The organism is Brevundimonas sp. UBA7664 (assembly GCF_002483305.1).
Taxonomy (GTDB): Bacteria; Pseudomonadota; Alphaproteobacteria; order Caulobacterales; family Caulobacteraceae; genus Brevundimonas.
Map to the genome: position 1 here is coordinate 198 of NZ_DLHQ01000039.1, position 17776 is coordinate 17973.

Annotated in this window: 17 protein-coding genes and 1 pseudogene; 12 read left to right on the forward strand and 6 right to left on the reverse strand. The window is 68.2% G+C overall.

Annotation, left to right across the window (positions count from 1 at the left end; all coding sequences use genetic code 11):
* From groEL to B2742_RS09090, 8 genes and pseudogenes are all read left to right on the forward strand, one after another.
* Positions 1 to 1065, forward strand: a 1065-nt coding sequence (groEL, locus tag B2742_RS09055) for a chaperonin GroEL (RefSeq protein ID WP_292065301.1), incomplete at its 5' end; no start/stop codon positions are given.
* Positions 1066 to 1214: 149 nt separating this feature from the next.
* Positions 1215 to 1496, forward strand: a complete 282-nt coding sequence (locus tag B2742_RS09060; RefSeq protein WP_292065304.1) for a type II toxin-antitoxin system RelE/ParE family toxin — start codon at positions 1215 to 1217, stop codon at positions 1494 to 1496.
* Between the two features lie 10 nt (positions 1497 to 1506).
* The gene (locus tag B2742_RS09065) at positions 1507 to 1824 is read left to right on the forward strand and encodes a HigA family addiction module antitoxin (RefSeq protein ID WP_292065307.1); all 318 of its coding nucleotides are present in this window, start codon (positions 1507 to 1509) and stop codon (positions 1822 to 1824) included.
* A gap of 333 nt (positions 1825 to 2157) precedes the next feature.
* Positions 2158 to 3984 (forward strand): hypothetical protein, encoded by a 1827-nt coding sequence (locus B2742_RS09070; protein WP_292065309.1) that lies wholly within the window; start codon positions 2158 to 2160, stop codon positions 3982 to 3984.
* Between the two features lie 765 nt (positions 3985 to 4749).
* Positions 4750 to 5109: pseudogene (locus B2742_RS09075) on the forward strand (TonB-dependent receptor plug domain-containing protein); the annotation flags it as partial.
* A gap of 409 nt (positions 5110 to 5518) precedes the next feature.
* On the forward strand, positions 5519 to 6286 hold the full coding sequence (locus B2742_RS09080) for a TonB-dependent receptor domain-containing protein (protein WP_292065311.1): 768 nt from the start codon (positions 5519 to 5521) through the stop codon (positions 6284 to 6286).
* 1 nt (position 6287) lies between these two features.
* On the forward strand, positions 6288 to 6833 hold the full coding sequence (locus B2742_RS09085; RefSeq protein WP_292065313.1) for a YfiR family protein: 546 nt from the start codon (positions 6288 to 6290) through the stop codon (positions 6831 to 6833).
* Between the two features lie 7 nt (positions 6834 to 6840).
* Positions 6841 to 8607 carry an ATP-binding protein gene (locus tag B2742_RS09090; protein WP_292065315.1) on the forward strand — a complete coding sequence of 589 codons (1767 nt, stop codon included), beginning with the start codon at positions 6841 to 6843 and terminating at the stop codon, positions 8605 to 8607.
* A gap of 234 nt (positions 8608 to 8841) precedes the next feature.
* Here the strand turns inward: B2742_RS09090 and B2742_RS09095 are convergent, their stop codons facing one another.
* From B2742_RS09095 to greA, 3 genes are all read right to left on the reverse strand, one after another.
* Entirely contained in the window at positions 8842 to 9444 is a 603-nt protein-coding gene (locus B2742_RS09095) for a DUF4168 domain-containing protein (RefSeq protein ID WP_292065317.1), read from the reverse strand.
* A gap of 183 nt (positions 9445 to 9627) precedes the next feature.
* Positions 9628 to 9777, reverse strand: a complete 150-nt coding sequence (locus B2742_RS09100) for a hypothetical protein (RefSeq protein WP_284222964.1) — start codon at positions 9775 to 9777, stop codon at positions 9628 to 9630.
* Positions 9778 to 9901: 124 nt separating this feature from the next.
* The gene (gene greA / locus B2742_RS09105) at positions 9902 to 10378 is read right to left on the reverse strand and encodes a transcription elongation factor GreA (protein WP_292065320.1); all 477 of its coding nucleotides are present in this window, start codon (positions 10376 to 10378) and stop codon (positions 9902 to 9904) included.
* Positions 10379 to 10432: 54 nt separating this feature from the next.
* On the opposite strand from greA, the gene B2742_RS09110 reads away from it, so the two are divergent.
* A complete protein-coding gene (locus B2742_RS09110) occupies positions 10433 to 11638 on the forward strand; it encodes a TIGR03862 family flavoprotein (RefSeq protein ID WP_414633055.1) in 1206 nt (401 codons plus the stop codon).
* A gap of 31 nt (positions 11639 to 11669) precedes the next feature.
* On the forward strand, positions 11670 to 12812 hold the full coding sequence (locus tag B2742_RS09115) for a serine hydrolase domain-containing protein (protein ID WP_292065323.1): 1143 nt from the start codon (positions 11670 to 11672) through the stop codon (positions 12810 to 12812).
* Here B2742_RS09115 and rarD read toward each other — a convergent pair.
* Together rarD and B2742_RS09125 are read right to left on the reverse strand one after the other, a co-directional pair.
* On the reverse strand, positions 12809 to 13735 hold the full coding sequence (rarD, locus tag B2742_RS09120; RefSeq protein ID WP_292065326.1) for an EamA family transporter RarD: 927 nt from the start codon (positions 13733 to 13735) through the stop codon (positions 12809 to 12811). The genes B2742_RS09115 and rarD overlap by 4 nt on opposite strands.
* A gap of 5 nt (positions 13736 to 13740) precedes the next feature.
* Positions 13741 to 14787 carry an aspartate-semialdehyde dehydrogenase gene (locus B2742_RS09125; protein WP_292065329.1) on the reverse strand — a complete coding sequence of 349 codons (1047 nt, stop codon included), beginning with the start codon at positions 14785 to 14787 and terminating at the stop codon, positions 13741 to 13743.
* 202 nt (positions 14788 to 14989) lie between these two features.
* Between B2742_RS09125 and zapE the strand changes: the two genes are divergently transcribed.
* Together zapE and B2742_RS09135 are read left to right on the forward strand one after the other, a co-directional pair.
* Positions 14990 to 16102: a cell division protein ZapE gene (gene zapE, locus B2742_RS09130; protein WP_292065330.1), complete on the forward strand. Its 1113-nt coding sequence runs from the start codon at positions 14990 to 14992 to the stop codon at positions 16100 to 16102.
* 62 nt (positions 16103 to 16164) lie between these two features.
* The gene (locus B2742_RS09135; protein ID WP_292065336.1) at positions 16165 to 16686 is read left to right on the forward strand and encodes a YbjN domain-containing protein; all 522 of its coding nucleotides are present in this window, start codon (positions 16165 to 16167) and stop codon (positions 16684 to 16686) included.
* A 64-nt stretch (positions 16687 to 16750) separates the two neighbouring features.
* Here the strand turns inward: B2742_RS09135 and mdh are convergent, their stop codons facing one another.
* Positions 16751 to 17713, reverse strand: a complete 963-nt coding sequence (gene mdh, locus B2742_RS09140; RefSeq protein ID WP_292065337.1) for a malate dehydrogenase — start codon at positions 17711 to 17713, stop codon at positions 16751 to 16753.
* Between the last annotated feature and the right edge of the window lie 63 nt (positions 17714 to 17776).

Here is a 17776-nt window from a genome sequence, read left to right on the forward strand (position 1 = left end):
CGCGGCTACCTGTCGCCCTACTTCATCACCAACGCCGACAAGATGGAGGTCCAGCTCGAGGAGCCTCTGATCATGCTGCACGAGAAGAAACTCTCGTCGCTGCAGTCGATGCTGCCGATCCTGGAAGCCGTGGTCCAGAGCGGCCGCCCGCTGCTGATCATCGCCGAGGACATCGAGGGCGAGGCCCTGGCCACCCTGGTCGTCAACAAGCTGCGCGGCGGCCTGCGCGTCGCCGCCGTCAAGGCCCCGGGCTTCGGCGACCGCCGCAAGTCCATGCTGGAGGACATCGCCGTCCTGACCGGCGGCCAGGTCATCTCGGAAGACCTCGGCATCAAGCTCGAGAACGTCACCCTCGACATGCTCGGCAAGGCCAAGAAGGTCACCATCACCAAGGACGACACCACCATCGTGGACGGCGTTGGTGAGAAGGACGCGATCGAGGCCCGCATCGGCCAGATCAAGAAGCAGATCGAGGACACCTCGTCCGACTACGACAAGGAAAAGCTGCAGGAACGTCTGGCCAAGCTGGCCGGCGGCGTCGCGGTCATCCGCGTCGGCGGCTCGACCGAGGTCGAGGTCAAGGAGAAGAAGGACCGCGTCGACGACGCCCTGAACGCCACGCGTGCAGCCGTTGAAGAAGGCATCGTCCCCGGCGGCGGCATCGCCCTGCTGAAGGCGACCAAGGCGCTGGAAGGCCTGAAAGGCGACAACGCCGACCAGACCGCCGGCATCGCCATCATCCGCCGCGCCATCCAGGCCCCGATCCGTCAGATCGTCGAGAACGCGGGCGTCGAAGGCTCCATCGTCGTCGGCAAGGTGCTGGAAAACCCCTCGGCCACCTACGGCTTCAACGCCCAGACCGAGGAATACGTCGACATGATCCAGGCCGGCGTCATCGACCCCGCCAAGGTCGTGCGCACCGCCCTGCAGGACGCGGCCTCGGTCGCCGGCATCCTGATCACGACGGAAGCGGCCGTGGCTGACGCGCCGAAGAAGGCGGCCGCTGGCGGCGCCGGCGGCATGGGCGGCGGCGGCATGGGCGGCATGGGCGATATGGATTTCTGATCCACGCTCAGTCGTCAGGCTGAACGAACGGGAAGGGCGGGGCCGCGAGGCTCCGCCCTTTTTCGTTGTCCGGGCCGCTCGTTTGTGTTCCTGTTTTGTTCCATTGGTGGGCAATATCAGGAGCGTAGCGTGTCGCGCTACACCGTGTTATGATCCGGAGCTGGAAATCCCGCGACGCGCGGCTGGTCTTCGAGGGCCGCGCGCCGAAAGGCTTTCCGGCCGATCTGGTCCGGGCGACGCGGCGGCGGCTGGAACGGCTGGACGCCGCCGTCACCGTCGAGGACCTGCGCGCGCCGCCGGGCCACCGGCTGCACAGACTGGGCGCCGACCGCGCGGGACAGTGGTCGATCAGCGTCAACGACCAGTTCCGCATCTGCTTCGTCTGGGGCGACCACGGCCCGGAGCAGGTCGAGTTCGTGGACTATCACTGAGGACGCCGGGATGACCGCCCACGATTACACGACCTTCGCCGAGCCCCTGGCCCATCCGGGCGCGCATCTGCGCGAGGACTTCCTGCCCGACTACGGCCTGACGCCCGGCGCCCTGGCCCGGGCCATGGGGCTGAAGGACCGGACGCGGATCGAGCGGCTGGTGCGCGAGCAGCAGCCGGTGACCTCGGACACGGCCCTGCGGCTGGCGCGGGTGTTCGGGACGACGGCGGAGTTCTGGATGAACCTGCAGACGCAGCATGATCTGTCGAAGGCGGCGATCGCGGGGCGGGAGGAGTTGGCGAAGATTGAGCCGTTGCGGGCGGCGTAGGGGGGGGCGGGCTGGCCGGCATACTGAACATCCCCTCAGCGGCCGTGGCTAATGCGCCGGAGAAATCGCCGGGCACCGACGCCGGCTCCATGGGTGGCGGCGGCATAGCCTTCTGATCCGAACGGAGGCGGGCGTCAGCCCGCTTCGGCACGGCCCCGGCGGTAGCCCGGGACGGGAGTTCAGTTCGCTGAGGTGAAGCAGAGGGCGGGTCCGGAGATGGCCCGCCCTCTTGTTTTAACGCGGACTGCCTAACTCAGTGCACCGCTGAACTGGAATGCACGCGCGTTGCCGCAAATCGAATCGTATTAGTGAAGGTGTGGGGGGAGCGGAAAGATGACGGTTCAGCGCTTTCTTAAGCAAATGGCGACCGCATGCGCGGGGAAGGCGGCCCGATTTATAGGCCTGTATACGAGTCGAGAATGGCTCCTATTGGTGCTTCCGTTCGCCATCTTCGTATCGTTCGTTGTCGGCGTTGGCCCTCAATTTCAAGTAGCCGCCCTGTCCCTGTTAGATTCGGGCGCTCCAAGCTACTTTGAAGCTGCATATCAGAACAGCATACCGGTATTTCCAGATTTGGGTGTTTGGCTCCTCGCGTCAGCGAATGTGCCGACAATAGTTATAGCTCTTATTGTCAGCATCTACTCACTAAGAGCAAGGAAATTGAAATCAGTCCTAGTCTCAGTGGCGATTTCATTGTGGATTTCATACTCTATATTTGATACCGCCGTTATTCTGTTCAGCGACAGTATAGATATGGGCAGTATTTTATTAAATATTGCATCAAATTTGGTCGGCGGCGTTATACTGGCTGCGCTATCGGCGATAGTTCTTTCCCTATACCGCACATTAAAACAACTTTCTGACGGTATGGGGTACATATCAATGATTACCCCTTGCATATCTCTCATAGCGAGCGGATTAATCGTCTCAAGCTTGATCCACTTAACTAGCAGAATTCTTTACAATCCAATACCTATTGAAGTAACTCTGGAATCTGAAGGCGCGCTGTCTGCATTCTATGCGACAACTTCAAGACCTCCTCGCAAAGACGATGAAGATCCGACAGAAGAATTTAGCTGGATCGGCAATCATCCAATCACGAGCCGAGTTATCGTGGAGCCGTTCCGTTCAAATCCAAAAGCTGCCTGGAGAAAAGGCGCTGGCGATCGTCACTTTCGCGTGGAGGTTCGTCTATTTGCAGATTGCTTTGGGGGAGCGAGTGAGAGGAGAGCCGCCGAGGGAACCCCATTTCTGTCAGTTAACGATGCGCAGAGCTTTGATATCGCGCTCCTTGAGGGTCCGTCGGCATTGATAATTGTGCCAGAGAATGGGGCAACATACACACAGCATGGTTATGGTTCAGGAATCGTCTTCACTTCCTCTACCGTCAATGACGGTGAAACAACTCGATCGCTTAGTGTTACGACTATCGACAACGAAATTGGGCTGATTTCAAGCTTTCGAGACAGCACGGTGTTTGTAGTGCGTCCGGCCTTATTCGACTTTGACCGAGAGGTCATGGCCCCGGCTGGAAAAGCCGTCGAGTTCTCCTTGGACGGCAAGAGCTACAGGCTACAAGCCTTGCCTGTGCCAAGGGAGCGATACGATGAGGCACCGAGGTGCCGAAATGTTTCCGGTAATATCTCAGAGGGGGGCGGCGGAGCGCTTACGCTGGACGATCCTGTCGTCGTCCTAGAACTGATATTCAGCGTCATTGCCGGACCTGAGGAATTGCGGGCTTTTGAGAGAGGGGGGCATCAACTGACCATCCCCCCCTTCAGCGGCAACCTGATGATCAGCGATGCAGGTGATGATCGAGGTTCGGGGACATCCGCGGGTCTTGGCCGACTCTCTGGCCGGACCACGAAAGGCACTCTAACCGTCGATGGAACGACAACAACCTTGACCAATCGAGATACCATCAACCTGACGGGCCGGCTAAACTCCGTGCATCTGGACGACCGGACGATTGTCTCTGGAACGGCCGACACGGCGTGGCGTAACCAAACCCGTCTCAATCGGACGAAATGGGAACGCCTCTCGTCCGATTGGCAGCTTTGGATCATCGGCGGGCTCTGCGGGGCCCTCGTCGCGGCATGGGGGTTCGGACGGAAGTTCATAACCGACGTCCTGGAGGAAGACGTTCAGAGTTGGATTTGAGATCGACTGCGACGGGCTTACCGGCGTCGGGTGCCGTGACCCTCTGCTCACAATCCCGAAATCATAGTCGGGTTCGGCGGGAAACGCCGGTCGTCTCAAGACACTGACGGCTTCTCGCGGCGATCAGCCAAGCGCAGGAGCCCTCACCGCGCGAGGCAGTCAAGTCTGCTGAGAGCCACCCGCCCCGGCGCGCCTCAAGGACGCTGCGCGCCGCTCGCGCGGCAGGCCGGGACGGCCTGTCCTTGACCCGCGCCGGGTCGGGCGACCGGGGCTGGGCGTGTCGGGTGCGCGGGGCGCGCCGATCCTTGGGATATCTGGCTTTTTAGAACCGCTCATCCCGGCGAAAGCCGGGACCCAGGGCTTTTGGTGATGGCGGGTCGTGCCTGGAACGCGCCCGGTCGTCCTGAAACGCCGGCGACAAGCTGGACAGGACTGGGTCCCGGCTTTCGCCGGGATGAGCGGATTGTGGGGTGCGCGCGGGACCGGGGTGCGGGGGCGGGTGCGGGCGCCGCGGGGGCCTGCAACCGTTTGGGGGAAGGGGCGTTCTCCCCGGTCACATGGCGACGCTTGTGAGGGGGAAGGCGCTTGTTCTGTCGGGAGAGACGAGGTGCGGTGGCGGCGGCGGCCTTGCTGTGCGCCGTTCCGGCGGCGGCGCAGGCCCGCGCGCCCGGCCACGACGAGGTCGTGACCCGGGGCCAGAGCCTCGGCGGCCCGGGCGATCCCGGAGTCCAGGACCTGGCGCGGATGTCGCTGGAAGAACTGGCCATGGTCGAGGTGGTCTCGGTGTCGCGACGGCCCGAGGCCCTGGCCGATGCGGCGGCGGCCATCTTCGTCATCTCGGCCGAGGACATCCGGCGCTCGGGCGCGACCAGCCTGCCCGAGGTGCTGCGGCTGGCCCCCAATCTGAACGTGCAGCGGGTCAATTCGGTCGACTATGCGATCAGCGCGCGCGGGTTCAACGGCTATGAGACCTCCAACAAGCTGCTGGTCATGGTCGACGGGCGCAGCCTGTATTCGACCCTGAGCTCGGGCGTGTTCTGGGACGCGCGCGACCTGATGCTGGAGGACATCGAGCGGATCGAGGTGATCAGCGGGCCGGGCGGGGCGCTGTACGGGTCGAACGCCATGAACGGGGTGATCAACATCATCACCCGGTCGGCCCGGGAGACCGTGGGGACGCTGGTCAGCGTGGGGACCGGCAATGAGGAGACGACCTTCGCCGTGCGCCACGGAGGGCGGCTGGGCGAGGCGGGGGGCTGGCGGGCCTATCTGATCGGGGCGGCGCGCGACGACAGCTTCCGCCTGACCGGCGGCGACGCCACCGATGCGGCTGAAGCCCTGCGCGGCGGGGCGCGACTGGACTGGCACGCCGGGGTCAATGAACTGACGCTGCAGGGCGATGTGTTCGACAATGAGGTGACGGTCAACGAGGACTTTTCGGGCACGGAGACGCGGGTCAGCGGACACAATCTCCTCGGGCGATGGGCGCGGCCGCTGGCGGGCGGGCAGCTGCCAGATCGCCCTGACCGACAGTTTGACGCTGACGCTGGGGGCCAAATACGAGGACAACAGTTTCTCGGGCGAGGAATTCCTGCCCAACGTCCGGCTGGGCTGGAAGCGGCCCGGCGGGGATCTGGTCTGGGCCGCGATCAGCCGCGCCAGCCGCACCCCGAACCGGATCGAGCGCGGCCTGACCCTGCCCGGGTTTCTGGTCGGCGGCGAGTTCCAGTCGGAAACGCTGACGGCGTACGAACTGGGCTACCGGGCCAATCCCCTGCCCCGGGCCTCGTTCTCGGTCTCGGCCTTCTACAATGTCTATGACGACCTGCGGACCACCTCGCTGAACCCGGCCACCTTCCTGCCGCTGACCTTCACCAACGGCGGCGCGGGCGAGGCCTGGGGGGTCGAGGCCTGGGGCAGCTATGATGTGACCGACCGCTGGCGGCTCAGCGCGGGGCTGAGCACGCTGGAGAAGGATTTCTCGGCCCCGCCGGCGGCGCTGGACATCTCGGGCCTGGCCTCGGTCGGCGACGATCCGGGCTATCAGGTCCTGGTGCGGTCGCAGTCGCGGATCTCGGACGACCTGGACCTGGACCTGAGCCTGCGGGCGGTCGATGCGCTGGCGACCGTGGACAGCTATGTCGAGGCCGATGTGCGGCTGGGCTGGCGTCTGACCGAGACGCTGGAGCTGTCGGCGACCGGCCGGAACCTGATCGAGGACCGGCGGGTCGAAACCGGCGATCCGGTCCGGCGGCGGGCCTTCGGCCGCAGCGTCTTCGCCGCCCTGCGCGTGAGCTTCTGAGATGGACCGGGAGGGGCGGCTCGTCGCGATCCTCGTGGCCGTCGCCTGGGTCCTCGCGGGTCCGGCGGCGGCGGCGACTGTCCTGCCCCAGAGCCCGCTCGAATATGCGGTCAAGGCCAACTATCTGGTCCGGTTCACCGCCTTCGTGGAATGGCCGCCGCGGGCGTTCGCCGACGCCCGCGCGCCGGTGGTGATCTGCGTCGCCGGCCGCGATCCCTTCGGTGCGACCCTGGACCGGGCGGCGCGGGGCCAGACGGCCTATGGACGCCCCCTCGCCGTGCGCCGCCCGGCGACGCGGGAGGCGACCGCCGGCTGCCATATCCTCTACGCCGGAGCCGGGGCCGAGACCCTGATCCCCGCGGCGGCCGGCCAGACCGGCCTGCTGCTGGTGACGGACTCGGCCATCGCGCCGGAGCGCGGCATGGTCCATTTCGTGCTCAGCGACGCCCGCGTGCGGTTCCACATCGACCAGCAGGCGGCGACGCGCAGCGGCCTGGCGATCAGTTCGCGCCTGCTGAACCTCGCCCTGTCCGTGCGGGCGGGCTGAGATGCGGATGATCGCCCGCCTCAGACACAGCCGCTTTCCCCTGCTGGCGCTGGGGTCGCTGCTGCTTCTGCTGATCGCGGGCGTGGCCATCGGGGTGCTGAGCGAACGCGCCCTCAAGGGCCAGATGGCCCGCGAGGCCGGGGCCCAGGCGGACCTGCTGGCCTCGGCGGTCAGCGGCGCCCTGGCCTTCGACGACCGGGCGGCGGCCCAGGACTATGTCGACGCGGTGCAGGTCAATCCCAACGTCATGGCCGCGGCCGTCTATGACGAGAACAACCGCATCGTCGCCAGTTTCGCGCGCCCGGGCGAGACCATTCCGCCGGTGGCCACGCCGCGCGGGCGCACGACCCGGTTTCAGGACGGACGCCTGTATGTGGTGAGGCCCGTCGAGGAAGCCGGCCAGACATTGGGGACCGCCCGCCTGCAGCTGCTGGACACGCCGGCGTCACAGACCTTCAGCCGGTTCGCCGGCCTGGTGCTGGTGCTGGGACTGGCCGGTCTGGTCGTCATCGTGCTGGCGGTGGCGCAGGGGGCGTTGCGCCGGGCCAACCGGGAACTGGCCGACCGGGCGGAGATCCTGGCCGAGACCAACGACCTGCTGCACCAGCAGATGGCCGAGCGGGAGAAGGCCGAGGAAGCCCTGCGCCAGAGCCAGAAGATGGAGGCCATCGGCCGGCTGACCGGGGGCATCGCGCATGACTTCAACAACCTGCTGATGGTGGCCTCCAGCGGGGTGGAGCTGCTGGACCGCACCACGGACCCGGCGAAGCGCCAGGCCCTGACCGAGGGCGTGCGGCAGGCCGTCGAACGCGGGGCTGCCCTGACCCGCCAGATGCTGGCCTTCTCGCGCCGGGCGCCGCTGAAGACCGAGGTGCTGCATCTGCCGACCCGGATCGAGGGCCTGCGCTTCCTGCTCGACCGGGCGCTGCGCGAGGACATCGAGGTGGTGCTGGACCTGCCCGACGATCTGTGGCGCATCGAGGCCGATCCCGGCGAGCTGGAGCTGGCCCTGCTCAATCTGGCGGTCAATTCGCGCGACGCCATGCCGAACGGAGGCCGGATCATCCTGTCGGCGCACAATATGACGGGCGAGGGCCCGACGCCCGACATGGTCTGCCTGAGGATCGCCGACACCGGCACGGGCATGGCGGAAGCCGTGGCCTCGCGGGTGTTCGAGCCCTTCTTCACGACCAAGGAGGTCGGCCGGGGGACCGGTCTGGGTCTGTCGCAGGTCTATGGTTTCGCGCGGTCGTCCGGGGGGGAGATCAGCGTCGAGTCCGCCGAGGGGCTCGGCACGACCTTCACCCTGTGCCTGCCGCGCACGGACAAGCCAGCGACGGCGACGGCGACGGACCGGTCGCCGGCGGCGGCCGACCCGGAGCGGTTGACGCGCAGGGCGGAGGGACGGTTGCTGCTGGTCGAGGACGATGACGCCGTGGCGGCCGGGGTCGGTCATATGGTCCGCGACCTGGGCTACACCTATGTCCGCGCGGCCCAGGCGGCCGACGCCCTGCGCCTGCTGGAACAGGGCGAGCGGTTCGATCTGGTGTTCTCGGACATGGTGATGCCGGGCGAGATGGACGGTCTGGCCCTGGCCAAGGCCATCCGGGAGCGCCATCCCGGCCTGCCCGTGGTCTTGACCACCGGTTTCAGCGAGGCGGCGGCGACGGCGACGACGGAGCGGTTCCGGCTGTTGTCGAAACCGTATGGCATCGAGGCGTTGGCGGCGGTGCTCGGCGAGACCCAGGACCGGGTGAGGGCGGAGACGCGCTGAGCCCTTGTCATCCCGGACGTCGCGAAGCGGCGATCCGGGACGCTTTGGCCCAGACAGCAAAACTCCCGGAAGCTGCGTCAGCAGCTGTCCGGGAGAAAGGTCAGGACACAGCGCGGCGCCGGCCTGTCTCCCGGATAATCGCGCTGCGATTTCCGGGAGGATTGATGAGTGGCGGCATGCCGTCCCGGATCGCCGCTGTGCGGCGTCCGGGATGACAAGCGCGTGCGGCCTGGATCAGCCGGCGCGGCGGGCGTCGGCGACGGCGAGGCGGGCGCGCAGATAGGCGTCCTGCGACACGGCGCCGGAGATGGCGTTGAACCGCTCGCGGGCGAGGCCCGAGCTGTCGATGGCGGTCGCCATTTCTTCCTGCTGGTCCGCGGTGGGGGCGGCGCCGTTCAGGGCGGCGGCGATCGGCTGCACGGCGGCCATGGCCACGACGAACTGTTCGACCTCAGCGTCGGTCACGGCGGCGGCGGCCGAACCGGCCGGCGAGGGCTCGGTGGTCGCCAGCTCAAGGCGGGCCCGGACGACCGCATCCGTCGAGACGGCGGTGGAGATGGCGTTGAATCGCTCCAGCGCCAGTCCGGACGCTTCGATCGCCGCGGCCATCTGGGCCTGTTGTTCGGCGGTGGGAGCGGAGCCGGCGGCGGCCGCGATCGGGCGCACCGATTCCATCGCCGCCGCGAAGCTGACCAGCTCGGCGTCGCTGATCGTCTCGGCCTCGGCGGCGTGAAGGGCCGGCGCCGGAGTGGGCGCGAAAGGCGCGGCAGCGGCGGGCGCAGCGGCGGCGGTCAGCAGGGCGGCGCAGGAAACGGCGGCGGGAAGCGAAATACGCATGGGTCGTCCTTGTATTGGTCCGCTGCGGCCCGAAGGCCGTGACGCGAAAACAGGTTCGCGAACCCCGCAGGCGCGGAGGGGAACTGGGGAAGATGCGGGAAGCGCGATTCTAGACGGAGAATGTGGTCACAACAAATCCGGCGGCGAGCGCGGTCCTGCCGGACATCCGTCGGAAACGGGCTGTCAGTCCTCGAGGGGCGGCAGGCCGGCTTCCTTGCGGGCGGCGGCGGCGGCCTTCTTTTCGGCCTTGGCGGCGGCTTTCTCGGCGGCCTTCTTGGCGTCGGCGCGGTCGCGCTCCTGACGTTCGAAACTGTAGTTGGGCTTACGGGCCATCGGCGGCTCTTTCTCTTTTGTGGGCGCTGACGCGCGTCGCGCTGTTTGAACGCAGGAAGCGCTGCATCCGCGCCTTCAGTTCCCCAAGGTGGGGCAAGCGGGGGGCCGGGGCAACCATTGACGGTCAATCGACGGCGATGACCTCGACGGTCCGGCCGGCGACGACGGCCTCGTCGCCCACGCGCTTGCCGATCAGGGCGACGGCGAGGGGCGAGACGTGGCTGACCGAACCGGCGGCCGGGTCGGCCTCGTCCTCGCCGGTGATGCGCCAGGTCTGGCTGCGGCCGTCGTCGCGTTCGAGGGTGACCGAGCCGCCGAAGCGGACGCGACCGTCGGGCGTGGTCTCGACCAGCTGGGCGGTGGCGCGACGGGCCGACCAGTAGCGCAGGTCGCGGGTGGCGCGGGCCATGGCGGTGCGGTCAGCCTCGATGTCGCCCTGGGCCTGGGCGGCGGAGTATGCCGCGCGGGCCGAGGCCAGGGCGGACTCGATCTGCGCCAGGCCCGTCAAGGTGACCAGGTTCGGGTGGGGCGATATCGGACGGTCGGGAAGGTCGGCGGCCGTGGCCTCCAGGTCTTCCTCGCGGGTGAAGGCGACGCTCATGGGGGATGAGCGTATGGCGGCTCAGCGCGTTCCGGTCCATCAGGAGCGATGACCATGCGCAAGACAGTCCATGTGATCGGCGCCGGGCCCGCCGGACTGATGGCGGCCGAGCGGCTGGCCCGGGCGGGCGCAGCCGTCGTGGTGCACGAGGCCATGCCGTCGGTGGGGCGCAAATTCCTGATGGCGGGGCGGGGCGGGCTGAACCTGACCCATTCCGAACCGATGGCGGGGTTCGTGAGCCGCTATGGGGCCGCGGCAGAGTCGGTGGGGCGGTGGCTGGAGGCCTTTTCGCCGACGCATCTGACCGGCTGGTCCGAGGGGCTGGGGCAGACCACCTTCACCGGCTCGTCAGGCCGGGTGTTTCCGCGGGCGATGAAGGCCTCGCCGCTGCTGCGGGCTTGGCTGGGGCGGCTGGGCGAGCTGGGGGTCGAGGTGCGGACGCGGTCGCGCTGGGTCGGTCGCCGCGACGGCGGCTGGGTGTTTGAAACGCCGGACGGCGAACGGGTCGAGCGGCCCGACGCCGTGGTGCTGGCCCTGGGCGGGGCGAGCTGGCCGCGGCTGGGGTCGGACGGGGCGTGGCGCGCATGGCTGGAGGCGGACGGGGTGGCGGTCGAGCCGTTCCGGCCCGCCAACGTCGGCTTCGACGTGGACTGGTCGCCGGTGTTCGCGGACCGGTTCGCCGGCCAGCCGCTGAAGCCCGTCGCCCTGACCCATGCGGACCGGACGGTGCGCGGCGAGGCCATGGTCACCCGCTACGGTCTCGAGGGTGGGGCGATCTATGCGCTGTCCGCCGGGCTGCGCGAGGCGATCGACCGCGACGGGACGGCGAGCCTGACGATCGATCTGCGCCCGGACCTGTCGGTCGAGGCGCTGGCGGGACGGCTGGCCAAGCCGCGCGGCAAGGACAGCGCGACCAACTGGCTGCGCAAGGCGGGGGGTCTGTCGCCGGTCGCGGTCGGCCTGTTGCGCGAGATTCCGGGCGAGCTGCCGGCGGGGGCCGACAAGCTGGCGAAACGGATCAAGGCGGTGCGGCTGAGCCTGACCGGGGTGCAGGGGCTGGAGCGGGCCATTTCATCCGCCGGCGGGGTGCGGCTGGACCAGGTCGACGCGGGGCTGATGCTGACCGCCCTGCCCGGCGTCTTCGTGGCGGGAGAGATGCTGGACTGGGAGGCGCCGACGGGCGGCTATCTGCTGCAGGCGTCAATGGCCTCGGGCGTGGTCGCGGCCGACGGCGTGCTGCGATGGCTGGAGGCGGGGTGACGCTGGACGCCCGCCTCGCTAGGACATCTCCATGACCGCCCTTCCCGACATCCACGGCCCCTGCCCCGCCCGGTTCGCCGCCGTGAAGGACGCCTTCGCGGCCAATTTCACCGAGGCGCCGGAGGGCCTGAACGAGCGCGGGGCGCGGTTCACGGTCTGCATCGGCGGCGAGATCGTGGTCGATCTGCGGGCGGGCTGGGCCGATACGGCGCAGACCCTCCCCTATGGCGAGACGACGCTGACGCCGGTGTTTTCGGCGGGCAAGGCGGTGATGGCATTGATGATCGCCACCTGCGTCGAGCGGGGATTGCTGGACTATGAGCGGCCCGTTTCCGACTGGTGGCCGGCCTTCGGACAGGCGGGCAAGGCCGCGGTCACCGTCGGCCAGATGATGAGCCACCAGGCGGGGCTGCCGGGCTTCGACACGCCCGAGGACCCGGCCATCTGGTTCGACCGCGAGGCGACCCTGGCCCGGCTGTGCGCCCAGGCGCCGATGTGGCCGCCGGGGACGGCGTCGGGCTACAGCCCCATCGTCATCGGCTATCTGGCGGGCGAGCTGTTCCGCATCGTCGACGGGCGGACCATGGGGACGGCGCTGCGCGAGGATTTCGCGGAGCCGCACGGCCTGGACCTGTGGGTCGGCCTGCCGGAGGCCGAGCATGGACGGGTAGCGCAGATGCGCAAGCCGTCGCGGATGGCGGACCTGGGGCCGGCGGACGCGGTCAAGACGGCGGCCTTCCTGGACCGGGGATCAGCGCCGGGGCGGGACTCGGCCGAATGGCGGATGATCGAGATTCCCTCGGCCAATCTGCACGGGACGGCACGGGACCTGGCGCGGATCATGGCGGTGTTCGCCGACGGCGGGCGGCTGGAGGGGCGGCAGGTGCTGTCGCCGGCGACGCTGGCGGCGGCGACGCGGTCGCGGATCCACGGGCGGGACAAGGTGCTGCCGTTCGTCATGGGCTGGGCCGCGGGGCTGACGCGCAATGAGACGGTGGACATCTTCGGGCCCAACCTGGAGGCGGTCGGCCATTGCGGCTGGGGCGGAAGCTGCGCCTTCGCCGATCCGGACGCCGGGCTGTCCGCCGCCTATGTGATGACACGGCAGTCGCACCACCTGATCGGCGACCCGCGGGCGCAACGGTTGATTCAGGCGCTGTACGACGGTCTCTAGACCGGCTCCGCGCATCGCTTGAGCGCCTCGCGCGCGGCGCGGTGGCGGTGGAAGGCGGCGGCCGCGAACACGGCCGCGCCGCCCCAGATGAAGACGAAGCTGATCACCCGCAGCGGCGTCAGGGCCTCGCCGGCCCAGACACCGACGGCGAACTGCAGCGTCGGGGCGAGGAACTGGATGAAGCCGAGGGTCGACAGCGGCAGGCGGCGCGCCGACCAGGCGAACAGGGCCAGCGGCAGGACCGTGGCGGGGCCGTTGAGCAGGGCCCAGGCCGTGTTGACCGGGCTGTCGAAGGCGACGCCCGCGCCGGTGTGCTGCAGCCACAGCACCCAGGCGAGGCCGAACGGGACCAGCAGCAGGCATTCGACCAGAAGCCCGGCCTGGGCGTCGATGGGGACGCGTTTGCGGATCACGCCATAGCTGGCGAAGCTGAAGGCGAGGACCAGGGAGATCCACGGCGGGCGGCCGAGGGCGGCGGTCTGGAACAGGACGCCGACGGCGGCGAGGCCGATGGCGACCCAGCCCCATTTGTCGATCTTCTCGCGGAACAGCCACAGCCCCACGACCATGTTGAGCAGCGGGTTGATGTAGTAGCCGAGGCTGGCCTCGAGCGTCGCCTCGTGGGTGGTGGCCCAGACGTAGAGGCCCCAGTTGACCCCGATCAGCAGCGTCGAGAGGGCCAGCCAGCCGAGGGTTTCGGGATGGGTCAGGGCGGACCGGACCTGGCCGCCCTGTTTCGCCAGCAGCACCAGCAGGCCGGCGAAGGCCACGGCCCACAGGGCGCGGTGGGCGAGGATCTCGAGCGAGTCGAAGCCGAGCGCGCCCTGGGCCATGAACAGCAGGGGCATGAAGCCCCACATGACATAGCAGCCGAAGGCGGAGATCAGGGCGGCGCGGGGGGCAGCGGTCGGGGCAGGCGCCACGACGGTCAGACCGTGATCGAGCGATACCCCGAGGCGGGCTTGATGATGCCCGTCTCGTCCAGCAACTGGGCGATCTGGACGGCGTTGAGCGCCGCGCCCTTGCGCAGATTGTCGGAGACGATCCAGAGGTTCAGGCCGTTCTCGACGGTCGGGTCCTTGCGGATGCGGCTGACGTAGACGGCGTGTTCGCCGGCGGCGTCGACCGGGGTGATGTAGCCGTCGTGCTCCTGCTTATCGATGACCATGACGCCGGGGGCGTCGCGCAGGAGGGCGCGGGCCTCGTCGGGCGAGATGGGGCGGTCGAACTCGAGGTTCACCGACTCGCAGTGGCCGACGAAGACCGGCACGCGCACGCAGGTGACGGTCAGCTTGATGTCGGGATCGAGGATCTTGTGCGTCTCCTTCCACATCTTGGCTTCCTCGTCGGTGGAACCGTCGTCGAGGAAGGACCCGATGTAGGGGATGACGTTGAAGGCGATCTGCTTCGGGAACAGTTTCGGCCGGGCGTCGCCGAGGCCGTAGATGGCCTTGGTCTGGTTCCACAGCTCGTCCATGCCCGCCTTTCCGGCGCCCGAGACCGATTGATAGGTCGAGACCACGGCGCGCTTGATCTTCGCCGCGTCATGCAGGGGCTTGAGCGCCACGACCAGCTGGGCGGTCGAGCAGTTGGGGTTGGCGATGATGTTCTTCCGCGTCGCCAGCTTGATGGCGTCGGGGTTCACCTCGGGCACGATCAGCGGCACGTCCGGGTCCATGCGGAAGGCCGAGGAGTTGTCGATGACGATGGGGCCGGCCTTGCCGATCTTCTCGGACCAGGCGCGCGAGGCGTCGCCACCGGCGCTCATCAGCACCAGGTCGACGGTCGAGAAATCGAACAGTTCGATGTCCTCGCATTTGATCGTCTTGTCGCCCCAGGACACCTCGACGCCCTTGGACTTGCGCGAGGCGACGGCGTGCATGGTGTCGACGGGGAAGTCGAGTTCCTCGAGGATGTTCAGCATTTCCCGACCGACGTTGCCGGTGGCGCCTACGACGGCGACGCGATAGCCCATGACATTATTCCTTGCGCTAACGCTCGCCGCGCGGCGGCTCGCTTCTTGAGCGCGATTGGGGTTGGTCCTTCGAACGCCTCGCCGCCCGGCTCGCGGAGCCTCGCTGCTTGAGCGCTGATTGTGTTGGTTCGCCTATGTGGGCCTTCGCGGGCGCGAAGCAATCGCTTTTCAGCGGTCGCGGGCGCCGCTAAGCCCGAGAACGATGCCGTCACGCATACGCACCGCTTATGACCGTCGTTTGGCCGACGGCCGGCTGACGCCCGATCCGTCGCAGGTTCCGGTCGTCGAAGCCCTGTCGCGGCTGGAAAAGGACCTGAGGAAAAAGGCCCCGCTGGGTGGCCTGTTCGGCCAGTCCGCGGTGCGCGGCGTCTATCTGTGGGGACCGCCCGGACGGGGCAAATCCATCCTGATGGACCTGTTCTACGCCTGCACGCCCGAGCCGCGGAAGAAGCGGGCCCATTTCCACGCCTTCCTCGCCCGGGTGCACGACCTGATGCGGCAGTGGCGCGAGGGGGATGCGAAGACGCGCAAGGCCGTGTTCGGACAGTCGAAGGGCGACGACCCGATCAAGCCGGTGGCCGAGCTGATCGCCTCGGAGGCGCGGCTGCTGTGTTTCGACGAGCTGCAGGTCACCGACATCGCCGACGCCCTGATCCTGGGCCGGCTGTTCGAGGCGCTGTTCGAGCAGGGCGTGGTGCTGGCGGTGACCTCGAACCGGGCCCCGGACCAGCTGTATCTGAACGGGATCAACCGCGAACTGTTCGTGCCCTTCATCGCGCTGATCGAGGCGAAATGCGTGGTCGTCAGCGTCGCGGGCGCGCGCGACTGGCGGCTGGACCGGCTGATGGGCGACAGGGTCTGGTTCGCGCCGGCCGATGCGGCCTGCCGGGCCGCCTTCGAGACGCTGTGGTCCGATCTGAAGGGCGAGCAGGAAGAGTGTCCGGCGCATCTGAAGGTGCTGGGCCGCGACGTGGTCATCGAGCGCACCGACGGCGGACTGGCGCGGGCGACCTTCGGCCAGCTGTGCGGGGCGGCCCTGGGGCCGCAGGACTATCTGGCCGTCGCCGAACGGTTCCACACCCTGTTCCTCGAGGATGTCCCGGTTCTGGGACCCGCCAATCATCAGGCGGCGCGGCGGTTCGTGACCCTGATCGACGCCCTGTATGAGGCGGGGACGCGGCTGGTGGTGCTGGCCGAGGCGGCGCCGGAGGCGCTGTACCGCGAGGGGGTCGGGGCGTTCGAGTTCCAGCGCACCGCCTCGCGCCTGAATGAAATGGCCGGAGCCGACTGGCTGGCGCGAGAGCGGGCGGCCTAGACCCGTCGCCACAATTTCGCTCGGCCTGATGGCTCTAACATTTGCGACACCGGAGATCGCCCATGCGCCGCCTGCCCGTCCTGTTCGCCGTCCTGACCCTCGCGGGCGCCGCCCCCGGCCTCGCCCTGGCCCAGACGCCGCCGCCAGCCGCGGTCTCAAGCAACGGCGTCACGATCGCGCAAACCCAGGCCTGGCTGACCGGTCTGGGCGGCACGGTGAACCCGCCGACGGTGGTGGACGGGGTGACCAGCCTGCATATCGCCGACCAGCCCCTGCCGTGGAACCTGACCTTCTACGCCTGCGGCGCGGCCCTGTGCGACGACATCCAGTACAGCGCCGTCTTCACGGGCCCGATCACCATGGACCAGATCAACGCCTGGAACCGCGAGAACCGCTTCCTGAAGGCCTTCTTCGTCCCGGCGGCCGAGGGCGGCCAGGCGGGCGCCGTGGTCCAGTATGACGTGGTTCTGACCGCCGCCGGCACCGACCAGCTGCGCGAACCGACGGTGATCTGGATCCAGATGCTGCGGGCGTTCGCGCAGTCGCTGGCGGCGGCGCCGGGGGCGGCGCCGGCCGCACAATAGCAATCAAAGGAGAAGGCCGCGGATCGCTCCACGGCCTTCATCTATTCGCGCGTCAGCGGCGGCCTTAAGCCAGCGAGCCGTCGATGTCCTTGCAGGCCTGGATCAGGCCGTTCACCGACTCGACCGATTTGGCGAACATGGCCTTCTCGTCGTCGTTGGTGGTGAACTCGATCACCTTTTCGACGCCGCCGGCGCCGATCATCGCCGGCACGCCGACGTAGAGGTCCTTGAGGCCGTATTCGCCCGACAGCCAGACGGCGCAGGGCAGGACGCGCTTCTGATCGAGCAGATAGGAGCGGGCCATGGCGATGGCGCTCTCGGCCGGGGCGTAGAAGGCCGAGCCGGTCTTGAGCAGGGCGACGATCTCGCCGCCGCCCTTGCGGGTGCGGTCGACGATGGCGTCGAGCTCGGCCTGGCTGAGGAAGCCGGCCTTGACCGCGTCGGGCAGGGGCAGGCCGCCGACGGTCGAGTGGCGCACCATCGGCACCATGTCGTCGCCGTGACCGCCCAGGGTCCAGGCGTGGATGTCCTGCACCGAGACGCCGGTCTTCTCGGCGAGGAAATACGCAAAGCGGGCGCTGTCGAGCACGCCGGCCATGCCGACGACCTTCTCCTTGGGCAGGCCCGAGAATTTCTGCAGGGCCCAGACCATGGCGTCGAGCGGGTTGGTGATGCAGATGACGAAGGCGTTGGGGGCGTGCGCCTTGATGCCCTCGCCGACGGCCTTCATCACTTTCAGATTGATGCCGATCAGGTCGTCGCGGCTCATGCCCGGCTTGCGCGGCACGCCGGCGGTGACGATGCAGACGTCGGCGCCCGCGATGTCGGCATAGTCATTGGCGCCCTTGAGCGAGACGTCCGCGCCGATCACGGCGGTGGCCTCGGCGATGTCCAGCGCCTTGCCCTGGGGCGTGCCCTCGGCGATGTCGAACAGGATGATGTCGCCCAGCGCTTCGCGCGCGGCCACATGGGCCAGGGTGCCGCCGATCATGCCGGCGCCGATAAGGGCGATCTTCGCGCGAGCCATGGGTGTCGTCTCCGGGAGGAAGGTTCTTGGGAGGATGGATCTTTGCGGTTGCGAACCGCGGTC

What these genes read in the sequence shown, in the direction of transcription:
- B2742_RS09060 (WP_292065304.1), top strand. Translation starts at nt 1,215, where the DNA reads ATGATCCGGAGCTGGAAATCCCGCGACGCGCGGCTGGTCTTCGAGGGC.
- B2742_RS09065 (WP_292065307.1), top strand. Translation starts at nt 1,507, where the DNA reads ATGACCGCCCACGATTACACGACCTTCGCCGAGCCCCTGGCCCATCCG.
- B2742_RS09070 (WP_292065309.1), top strand. Translation starts at nt 2,158, where the DNA reads ATGACGGTTCAGCGCTTTCTTAAGCAAATGGCGACCGCATGCGCGGGG.
- B2742_RS09085 (WP_292065313.1), top strand. Translation starts at nt 6,288, where the DNA reads ATGGACCGGGAGGGGCGGCTCGTCGCGATCCTCGTGGCCGTCGCCTGG.
- B2742_RS09090 (WP_292065315.1), top strand. Translation starts at nt 6,841, where the DNA reads ATGATCGCCCGCCTCAGACACAGCCGCTTTCCCCTGCTGGCGCTGGGG.
- B2742_RS09095 (WP_292065317.1), bottom strand. Translation starts at nt 9,444, where the DNA reads ATGCGTATTTCGCTTCCCGCCGCCGTTTCCTGCGCCGCCCTGCTGACC.
- B2742_RS09100 (WP_284222964.1), bottom strand. Translation starts at nt 9,777, where the DNA reads ATGGCCCGTAAGCCCAACTACAGTTTCGAACGTCAGGAGCGCGACCGC.
- greA (WP_292065320.1), bottom strand. Translation starts at nt 10,378, where the DNA reads ATGAGCGTCGCCTTCACCCGCGAGGAAGACCTGGAGGCCACGGCCGCC.
- B2742_RS09110 (WP_414633055.1), top strand. Translation starts at nt 10,433, where the DNA reads ATGCGCAAGACAGTCCATGTGATCGGCGCCGGGCCCGCCGGACTGATG.
- B2742_RS09115 (WP_292065323.1), top strand. Translation starts at nt 11,670, where the DNA reads ATGACCGCCCTTCCCGACATCCACGGCCCCTGCCCCGCCCGGTTCGCC.
- B2742_RS09125 (WP_292065329.1), bottom strand. Translation starts at nt 14,787, where the DNA reads ATGGGCTATCGCGTCGCCGTCGTAGGCGCCACCGGCAACGTCGGTCGG.
- zapE (WP_292065330.1), top strand. Translation starts at nt 14,990, where the DNA reads ATGCCGTCACGCATACGCACCGCTTATGACCGTCGTTTGGCCGACGGC.
- B2742_RS09135 (WP_292065336.1), top strand. Translation starts at nt 16,165, where the DNA reads ATGCGCCGCCTGCCCGTCCTGTTCGCCGTCCTGACCCTCGCGGGCGCC.
- mdh (WP_292065337.1), bottom strand. Translation starts at nt 17,713, where the DNA reads ATGGCTCGCGCGAAGATCGCCCTTATCGGCGCCGGCATGATCGGCGGC.